The following is a 5,701-nucleotide window of genomic DNA, read 5'->3' as shown; positions in this document are numbered from 1 at the left end:
GGGCGAGCGCTTTCGCTCACTCCTCACTCCTCTCCGCTCACTGCTGCATCAGGGCGGCCATGATGGCCTTCTGCACGTGCAGGCGGTTCTCGGCTTCGTCGATGGCGATGCACTGCGGCGAATCCATCACGCCGTCAGTGGCCTTCACGTTGCGGCGCAGCGGCAGGCAATGGCTGAAGACACCGTTGTTGGTCAGGGCCATCTTGGCCTCGTCGACGATGAAGTGCTTGTACTGGTCGCGGATCGGCTTCTCGGGTTCCCAGTTGCCGAAGAACGGCAGCGCGCCCCAGCTCTTGGCGTACACCACGTCGGCACCGCGATACGCGCTTTCGATGTCGTGGCTGACCTGCAGCGAACCGCCGCTTTCGGCGACGTTCTGCTCGGCCCAGCCCATGTAGCGCTCATCGAGCACGTAGTCCGGCGTGGGACACAGCAGGGTCACGTCCATGCCCAGCCGCGTGGCGATGGTCAGCGCGGAGTTGGCGACCGCGGTGTTCAGCGGCTTGGGGTGGTAGGTCCAGGTGAGCACGTACTTCTTGCCGCGCAGGTCGGACGTGCCGAAGTGCTCCTGCAGCGCCAGCGCATGCGCCAGCTCCTGGCAGGGGTGGGTGATGGTCTCCATGTTGATCACCGGCACGGGCGAATACTTGGCGAAGGACTTCAGCACGATGTCCTCGCGGTCGTAGGCCCAGTCGATGAACTTCGGGAACGCGCGTACGCCGATCAGGTCCACGTAACGGCCCAGCACCTTCGCGACTTCGGCGATGTGCTCCTCGGTGTCGCCGTCCATCCCCGTGCCGAGGTTGAACTCGATGGGCCATGCGTCCTTGCCCGGCTGCAGCACCACGGCATGGCCGCCCAGCTGGAACGCCCCCAGCTCGAAGCTGGTGCGGGTGCGCATGGACGGATTGAAGAACACCAGCGCGATCGACTTGCCCTTCAGCGCGTCACCCAGCTTGTGCTGCTTGTAGAGGGCGGCTTGGGTCAACAGCGCGTCGAGGTCGCTGCGGCTCCAGTCCTGCGTGTTCAAGAAGTGCTTCATTACGGCATCCTGGTGTCGGGAATGTGGCAAAACGGGCTTCAGAAACGAAAAAACCCAGCCTCTGGCTGGGTTCCGGTGAACAGGCGAAAACGTCCGGGCTACCCAGCTAGATGCAGGATTCCGGTCGACGCGCACGAGAGGTCATGCCCGAGGCCTGGCGGGCCGCGCTGTCGGCATGGGCGTGTGCGTTCATCTTCATGGGCGCGAATGCTCGCATGTGCTGCGGCGCAGCGCAAGGACGGATTCGGTTGCGTGTGCAACCGTGCACGGAATCAGGGCCCGCTGGCCGTCGCCTGGGCCGGCGCCACGTAGGGCACCACGGATATGCGGATGCGCAGGCGGTTGCCCGGATCTTCCGCCAGGCGTGAGCGGTACTTCACGCCCTTGTAGATGTAGTCCACGTCGTAGGCGATAGGGCGCTGGAATTCGCGTTCGACCGGGACCACCCTGCAATTGACCTTCACGGTGGATGTGGGCGGCGCCACCGGGGGCGCATCCGCCTCGTCCTCACCGCCGAACCAGCCCCGTACGGAGCTGACCACCTTGTTCCAGCGACTCTCTTCCTGCACGGGCCGTTCCGGCTTGGGCACAGGTACCTCGTCGCAGCGCTGCTCGGTGCGGGTGGCCCGAAGGGTCTGGTACACCGGCTCGACGCTCAGCACCTGCGCGTAGTCCAGGCGGACGTTTTCCGCAGGAATCACCCGCTCCTGCGCCACGGCGGGCGCGGCGAGCAGCAGGCAGGACAGGGCGAAGGCGGAGCGGAGGCGGTGCATGTGGCCTGAAAGTGGTATCCCGGTGTCACAGTGTAGGGACCGCGCCTTGAGTGGGGCTGAACATCGGCGTCGCCAGGCCGCACCGACCCCTGGCTTCGACGCAGAAGGTAGAATCGACCGGCTTTCCCCTGCCCCGCCTCCATGACCCTGCGCCTGCACAACAACCTCACCCGGCGGGTAGAGGATTTCGAACCGCTCGGCCCCGTCCCCACGATGTACGTGTGCGGGCCCACCGTCTACAACTACGTCCATATCGGCAATGCCCGCGGGCCGGTGGTCTTCGGCGTGCTGGCCGCGCTGCTGCGTCGGCGCTACGGCGGGCTGCGCTACGCACGCAACATCACCGACGTGGACGACAAGATCAACGCCGCCGCCAGGGAACTGGGCGTGCCGCTCTCGGCCATCACCGACCGCTACGCCGCCGCCTATCGCGAGGACATGGCCGGGCTGGGCGTGACAGGCGAGTTCGCGCCCGACATCGAGCCCGCCGCCACCGATCACATCGCCCACATCATCGCGATGATCGAGCAACTGATCGCCGGCGGCCACGCCTATGCCGCCGAAGGCCACGTGCTGTTCTCGGTGGCGAGCTTCCCGGACTACGGCAAGCTCTCGCGCCGGGATCCCGATGAGATGCTGGCCGGCGCCCGCGTCGACGTGGCCCCGTACAAACGCGACCCGGGCGACTTCGTGCTGTGGAAGCCCTCCACGCCGGACCTGCCGGGCTGGGACTCCCCCTGGGGCATCGGCCGCCCCGGCTGGCACATCGAATGCTCGGCGATGGCCGCCGCCCTCCTGGGCGAGACCATCGACATCCATGCCGGTGGCGTGGACCTGCAGTTCCCGCACCACGAGAACGAAGTGGCGCAGAGCGAGTGCGCGCACAAGCACGCCGACGGCTCGCACAAGACGTTCGCCCGCTTCGGGGTGCACAACGGCATGCTCAACTTCGGCGGCGCCAAGATGAGCAAGTCGCTGGGCAACATCGAGAAGGTCCACGACCTGCTGCAGCAGCACCCGCCGGAAGCGCTGCGCTACGCGCTGCTTTCCGCGCACTACCGGCAGCCGCTGGACTGGTCCGAATCGCTGGTGGAACAGTCGAAGAACACGCTGGACCGGCTTTACGGAACGCTGCGTGATCTGGGCGACGTGACGGCCACTCTTGCGACACCTCAGGTCATCGAGGATGCGCTGGACGACGACCTCAATACGCCGCAGGCGCTGGCGGAAATCGCGCGCATCGCCGCCGAGGCGCGCAAAGCCTCCACCGATGCGGACAGGCAGCGCCTGAAGGGCGAGCTCCTCGGTGCCGGCCGCGTGCTGGGCCTGCTCCAGCAGGATCCCGCCGCATGGTTCGGTCGCGGCGCGTCCAGCGACGACGACGCCCGCATCCAGGCGCTGATCGACGAACGAGCAGCGGCGAAGAAGTCCCGCGACTTCGCCCGTTCCGATGCCATCCGCGACCAGCTGGCGGCCGAGGGCATTCTGCTGGAAGACACGCCGCAGGGCGTGCGCTGGAAGCGGGCGTGATGCCTTCTTTTCCTTCTCCCGCCGGGGAAAAGAAGCTCTGAACGCCGGACCTGACCGATAACACCATGACCGACACCATCTTCCCGCTCGAACCCACCTCCGCCGACGCGCAAGCGGCCATCAAGGACGAGTTCGCCTTCTTCGGCGACTGGTCCGAACGCTACCAGTACCTGATCGACCTGGGCCGCAAGCTGCCGCCGTTCCCCGAAGAATGGAAGCGCGAGGAGCACCGCCTGCTCGGTTGCCAGTCGATGGTGTGGATCGTGCCCGAGGGCGATGCGGCGCGGCTGGACTTCCATGCCATCAGCGATTCGGCGATCGTGTCGGGGCTGATCTTCCTGGCGCTGCGCGTCTATTCGGGCCGCTCCGCCGCAGAGATCCTGGACACCACGCCCGACTACATCGCCGACATCGGCCTGGCCAAGCATCTCTCGCCCACCCGCAGCAACGGCCTGGCCTCGCTGCTGGCCTTCATCCGCGAGACGGCCGCCAACGCGAAGTGAGCGAAGCCGGATCCCGCTCCGCCTTCTCGCTGCTGCGCAACCGCGGCTACGCGGCGGTGCTGGCGTACCGCATCTGTGCACTGCTGTCGTACCAGATCGTCGCCGTCACGGTCGGCTGGCACATCTATGAACTGACCCGCGATCCGTTCTCGCTGGGCCTGGTCGGGCTTGCCGAGGTCCTGCCATTCTTCTGCGTGGCACCGTTCGCCGGTTATCTGGTCGACCACCTGCCACGACGGCGGACCGGCATGATCGCCTGCGGCGCGCTGGCGACCACGGCTGTGATCCTGGTGGCGGTGGCGGCCGGTGCGCTGCCCTTCCAAGGAACGTGGCCCATCTACGCGGCCATCGCACTGACCGGCATGGCGCGCTCGTTCCTCAGCCCGGTCTACAACGCCCTGTTCGCGAAGGTCCTGCCGCGCGAGGACTTCGTGCGCGCTGCGGGCCTGGGCAGCGTGATCTTCCAGGCTGCGCTGGTCACCGGCCCCGCCCTGGGTGGGCTACTGGTCGGTTTTGGCGGCAAAACGCTGTCGTACGCGATGGCGGTGGTGTTCGCACTACTCGCGGGCATCGTGCTGGCCCGGCTGCGCGTGGAGGAGCCCGGACCGCCTGCGGTCAGCCTGCCCGTCTTCGCCAGCATCGCGCAGGGCGCGCGCTTCGTGTGGAACAACCAGATCATGCTGGGTGCGATGGCGCTGGACATGTTCTCGGTGCTGCTGGGCGGCGTGGTGGCGATGCTGCCGGCGTTCATCCACGACATCCTGCACCACGGCCCCGAGGGCCTGGGCATCCTGCGTGCGATGCCGGCGGCGGGTTCGGTGTGCGTGGGCCTGTGGCTGGCACGCCATCCGCTGCAGCAGCACGCCGGCCGCGTGCTGCTGTTCGGGGTGGCGGGTTTCGGACTGGCCGTCATCGCGTTCGGCCTGTCGCGCAGCTTCTGGCTGTCGGCGGCCATCCTGCTGTTCTACGGCATGTGCGACGGTGTGTCGGTGGTGGTGCGTTCGACCATCCTGCAGCTGTCCACGCCCGACGAGATGCGCGGCCGGGTGTCGTCGATCAACGGCATCTTCGTCAGTTCGTCGAACGAACTGGGCGCGTTCTACGCGGGCACGATGGCCAGGCTGCTGGGACTGGTGCCCGCGGTGATCCTCGGCGGCTTCGCCATCCTCTCCGTGGCCGGCATGACGGCATGGAAGGCACCCCGGCTGCGGCGGCTTGACCTGCGCGAACTGCAGTAGGCCAAGATCGTCCGGGCCGGAAAAGAAAAACCCCGCCAAGGCGGGGTTCTCCATGCGTGGACGCAGGACTCAATCGCCCTGCTGCTTCTGCAGATGCTCCCAGCGCTCCTGAGCGTCGATGGTGCGCTCGGCGGTCAGGCGCGCCTCCAGGCGATCCAGGCCAATCTCTTCGCCGGTGTCGACGCAGTAGCCGTAATCGCCCCCTTCGAGGCGCTTGAGCGTGCTGTCGATCTTGCCGATCAGCTTGCGGTAGCGGTCGCGGGTGCGCAGTTCCAGCGAGTTCTCGGTCTCGCGGGTCGCACGCTCGGCTTCATCGCCGATATCGCGGACTTCGTCCTTGAGGTTCTCGATGGTCTGCTTGGATTCCTCCACCAGGTCGGCGCGCCACTGCAGCAGGCGCTGACGGAAGTACTCGAGCTGCAAGGGGCTCATGTACTCCTCTTCGGGCGAGGGCTTGTAGCCGGTCGGCACGATGGGACGGCCGGTGGCTTCATCGGTCTTGTAGGGCACTTCTTTCACCTTGCCGCGCACGACCGGCGCCGCAGGCCGGGCGGCCACGGCGACCGCGACCTTGCCGATCGGGCGGGTGGCGGCGGGACGGGGACTCACGGGGGC

Annotated in this window: 6 protein-coding genes; 3 read left to right on the top strand and 3 right to left on the bottom strand. The window is 67.2% G+C overall.

Annotated features, from left to right (window positions below):
• Positions 1–37: 37 nt before the first annotated feature.
• Together CSC76_RS18605 and CSC76_RS18600 are read right to left on the bottom strand one after the other, a co-directional pair.
• A complete protein-coding gene (locus tag CSC76_RS18605; RefSeq protein ID WP_162111448.1) occupies positions 38–1,042 on the bottom strand; it encodes an N-acetylornithine carbamoyltransferase in 1,005 nt (334 codons plus the stop codon).
• A gap of 272 nt (positions 1,043–1,314) precedes the next feature.
• Positions 1,315–1,815, bottom strand: coding sequence for a hypothetical protein (locus CSC76_RS18600; protein WP_162111447.1), 501 nt, complete (start codon positions 1,813–1,815; stop codon positions 1,315–1,317).
• A gap of 141 nt (positions 1,816–1,956) precedes the next feature.
• Here CSC76_RS18600 and cysS point away from each other — a divergent pair, with 141 nt between their 5' ends.
• From cysS to CSC76_RS18585, 3 genes are all read left to right on the top strand, one after another.
• Positions 1,957–3,345, top strand: a complete 1,389-nt coding sequence (gene cysS, locus CSC76_RS18595; RefSeq protein WP_162111446.1) for a cysteine--tRNA ligase — start codon at positions 1,957–1,959, stop codon at positions 3,343–3,345.
• A 65-nt stretch (positions 3,346–3,410) separates the two neighbouring features.
• Complete coding sequence (locus CSC76_RS18590) at positions 3,411–3,848, top strand: SufE family protein (protein WP_162111445.1); 438 nt, start codon at positions 3,411–3,413, stop codon at positions 3,846–3,848.
• Positions 3,845–5,086 carry an MFS transporter gene (locus CSC76_RS18585; protein ID WP_162111444.1) on the top strand — a complete coding sequence of 414 codons (1,242 nt, stop codon included), beginning with the start codon at positions 3,845–3,847 and terminating at the stop codon, positions 5,084–5,086. The genes CSC76_RS18590 and CSC76_RS18585 overlap by 4 nt, the downstream gene beginning before the upstream one ends.
• 69 nt (positions 5,087–5,155) lie before the next feature.
• Here the strand turns inward: CSC76_RS18585 and dksA are convergent.
• A partial coding sequence (gene dksA, locus CSC76_RS18580; protein WP_238395097.1) for an RNA polymerase-binding protein DksA occupies positions 5,156–5,701 on the bottom strand: 546 nt, incomplete at its 5' end.

This window comes from Pseudoxanthomonas mexicana, assembly GCF_010093385.1.
Lineage (GTDB): Bacteria > Pseudomonadota > Gammaproteobacteria > Xanthomonadales > Xanthomonadaceae > Pseudoxanthomonas_A > Pseudoxanthomonas_A mexicana.
This window is presented reverse-complemented; position numbering and strand designations above follow the sequence as displayed.

Excerpts from the sequence above, each read along its gene's own strand:
- CSC76_RS18605 (WP_162111448.1), bottom strand. The coding sequence starts at position 1,042 with ATGAAGCACTTCTTGAACACGCAGGACTGGAGCCGCAGCGACCTCGAC.
- CSC76_RS18600 (WP_162111447.1), bottom strand. The coding sequence starts at position 1,815 with ATGCACCGCCTCCGCTCCGCCTTCGCCCTGTCCTGCCTGCTGCTCGCC.
- cysS (WP_162111446.1), top strand. The coding sequence starts at position 1,957 with ATGACCCTGCGCCTGCACAACAACCTCACCCGGCGGGTAGAGGATTTC.
- CSC76_RS18590 (WP_162111445.1), top strand. The coding sequence starts at position 3,411 with ATGACCGACACCATCTTCCCGCTCGAACCCACCTCCGCCGACGCGCAA.